Here is a 2,512-nt window from a genome sequence, read left to right on the forward strand (position 1 = left end):
CCCTACCCCGGAATCCCCCCGGTGAGCGCAGTCCGCGCACGCACGGCGTCGCACCCGCCCGCGCCCGCGGAGACCGCCGTGCCGCACATCGTCCTGCGCCCCGCGCGGCGCGCCGACCTCGACGCCCTCGTGGCGCTCGAGCACGCCGCCTTCGCGACCGACCGGGCCGAGCGCAGGGCGATCCGCCACGCGATCGACTCGGCCACCATGAGCGTCATTGCGGCGCTCGCCGTCGAGGATGGAGAGGAAATTCTGGTCGGGGCCGCGGTTCTGGAGCGGCGGCGCTCCAGCCGGATCGCGCGGCTCTCCTCGATCGCGGTCGCGCCCTCGCGCGGGGGGCTGGGCATCGGCGGTCGGCTCCTCGACGCCGCGGAGGCCGAGGCTCGCGCCCACGGCTGCGACCGCCTGCGCCTGGAGGTCCGGGCCGACAACGGCGCCGGCATCCGGCTCTACGAGCGGCGGGACTACGCGCGCTTCGCGGTACGGCCGGACTACTACGAGGACGGGATGGAGGCCTGGCGCTACGAGAAGGCGCTGGGGGAGGCGTAGGACGCGGCAGAGGCGCGGATCATTCTTTCTCCGGCACCTGTTTCGAGTGGGACCGATGCGTCCGCGCCGCTCTCCCTCCCCCTCTGCGGGGGAGGGCTTTGCGTGGAGCGGAAGGGCGCTCGGTCCAGGGACCGTGCGACGCACGAGGAGAATGGCTTCCCCTCGCGACGATCCGGCTCTGTCTCAGTCGCAGCTCTCCTTGGTCACCGTCTTACGGTCGCCGTACTCGTTCGTCTTGGTGACGGTCTTCGAGGCGCAGCCGTCGCTGGTCTCGCGGGTCTCGACGGTCTTGCGCTCGACGGCGGGCCTGTCGACCACGACCGTGTCGGGGGCGTCGCGACGGATCACCGTGGTCTCGGCGCTGGCGGCCTGCGGGAGAAGGCCCGCCAGGACGAGGGCGGCGGGGACGAGAAGGCGCATGGGTCGTGCTCCGTGAGAATCCGAATGCCCAGGAACGGTAAGCCTCGCCTTGCGGTTCCGGAGGCCGCAGCCCCGCAACCCGGGGATGCGGAGGGATGGACGACGAGCCGGTGGGGCCGCGTGATCGGTGGGATCGTGACCGGGACAGCGGGAGCCGGGACGGGAGCGGTCGGGGAAGCTTTGACGATTAGGGAATCCTTGGCGGCTCGCGCGCTAGCAGGGCATCAGTCCCGTCCCCGGGCGGTCCGGGAGCCGAGCAGGGCTGCCCGATGGCCGTGATCGTCGCCTTCGTCCTGAACGCCGGCCTGAGCTTCGGGCTCGGGCTGCTGCTGGCGATGCTGCTCGGGCCGGCCGATTTCGGGCGCTTCGCGCTGGCCACGGCCGGCGCCATCGTTCTGAACACCCTGCTGCTGGAATGGCTGCGCCTGTCGGCGACGCGGTTCTACTCGGACCGGGTGCGGCTCGACGCGCCCTGGATCCGGCACAGCCTCGACCGGGCCTACGGGCTGATCGGCCTCGCCCTGATGGCGGCGGCGGCGGTCGCGCTGGCGGTGGGCTACCGCGAGGGGCCGGACGGACGGGCCGCGATGCTCGCCGGCACGATGGTGGCCGCCGTCGGCAACGGGGTGTTCGACTACCACGCCGCGCTCGCCCGCGCCCGCTTCGACGGGCGTCTCTACCTCGGCCTGATGGCGGCCAAGAACGTGCTGGCCTTCGTCGGGATGGCGGGGGCCGCATGGCTCCTCGTCCACCCCGCCTGGGTGCTGGCGGCGGCGGGCATCGGCCCGATCCTCTCGGTGCTGATGCTCTACGGGCCCCTGCGCGATCCGGCATCGAGCCCGGTCGGGGCGCGGATCCGCACGACCTGGCGGCAGTTCCTGGCCTACGGCCTGCCCCTGATCGCCGCGACCGCGGTCTACCAGCTCCTGCCCTTCCTCAACCGCGGCGTGATCGCGGCCCATGGCGGCTTCGCGGAGGCCGGCTACTTCGCGCTCGCCGCGGACGTGGCCGGCCGCAGCATCACGACGCTCGGCACCGCGCTCGACCTCCTGCTGTTCCAGTTCGCGGTGCGGGCCGAGGAGCAGCACGGGCGGGCGGCGGCGGAGGCGCAGGTGGCGCGCAACGCCGCCGTCGTGGTCGCCCTGCTCATGCCCTGCGCGGTCGGATTCTGGGCCGTGCTGCCGGCGATCCAGGGCCTCGTCGTGCCGGAGGCCTATCGGGGGCCCTTCGGCTTCTACGCCGGCCTGCTGCTGCCGGGCCTGTTCTGCCTCGCGATCATGTTCTACGCCCTCAACCCGGTCTTCCAGATCCGCCGCCGGACGCTTCCCGTGATCGCAGCGGCCGGCGCCGGGCTCGCCGTCAACGGGGTCGGCCTCCTCGTCCTGCCGGGTCTCGCCGGGCCGGCCGGCGTGCCGCTCGCCCAGACGGCGGGCCTCTGTACCGGCTGCGCCTGGCTCGGCTGGCGGGCGCTCACCGGCCCCGACCGGCTGCGCCTGCCCTGGGGGACGCTGGCGGGCGCCGCGGCCGCGAGCCTCGCCATGGG

Annotated in this window: 3 protein-coding genes; 2 read left to right on the forward strand and 1 reads right to left on the reverse strand. The window is 73.8% G+C overall.

Going from position 1 to position 2,512, the window contains the following annotated elements:
* Positions 1-78 precede the first annotated feature (78 nt).
* Positions 79-549 carry a GNAT family N-acetyltransferase gene (locus AX737_RS28505; RefSeq protein ID WP_238229288.1) on the forward strand — a complete coding sequence of 157 codons (471 nt, stop codon included), beginning with the start codon at positions 79-81 and terminating at the stop codon, positions 547-549.
* A gap of 183 nt (positions 550-732) precedes the next feature.
* On the opposite strand, the gene AX737_RS28510 is transcribed toward AX737_RS28505, so the two are convergent.
* Positions 733-969 carry a hypothetical protein gene (locus AX737_RS28510; RefSeq protein ID WP_066927232.1) on the reverse strand — a complete coding sequence of 79 codons (237 nt, stop codon included), beginning with the start codon at positions 967-969 and terminating at the stop codon, positions 733-735.
* Between the two features lie 269 nt (positions 970-1,238).
* Here AX737_RS28510 and AX737_RS28515 point away from each other — a divergent pair.
* Positions 1,239-2,512: teichoic acid transporter (locus AX737_RS28515; protein ID WP_066927233.1), on the forward strand; the 1,274-nt coding region annotated here is incomplete at its 3' end.

The sequence above is a fragment of the Methylobacterium sp. CCH5-D2 genome (assembly GCF_001556475.1).
Taxonomy (GTDB): Bacteria; Pseudomonadota; Alphaproteobacteria; order Rhizobiales; family Beijerinckiaceae; genus Methylobacterium; species Methylobacterium hispanicum.

Coding starts and splice junctions, on each gene's coding strand:
- AX737_RS28510 (WP_066927232.1), bottom strand. CDS start 969: ATGCGCCTTCTCGTCCCCGCCGCCCTCGTCCTGGCGGGCCTTCTCCCG.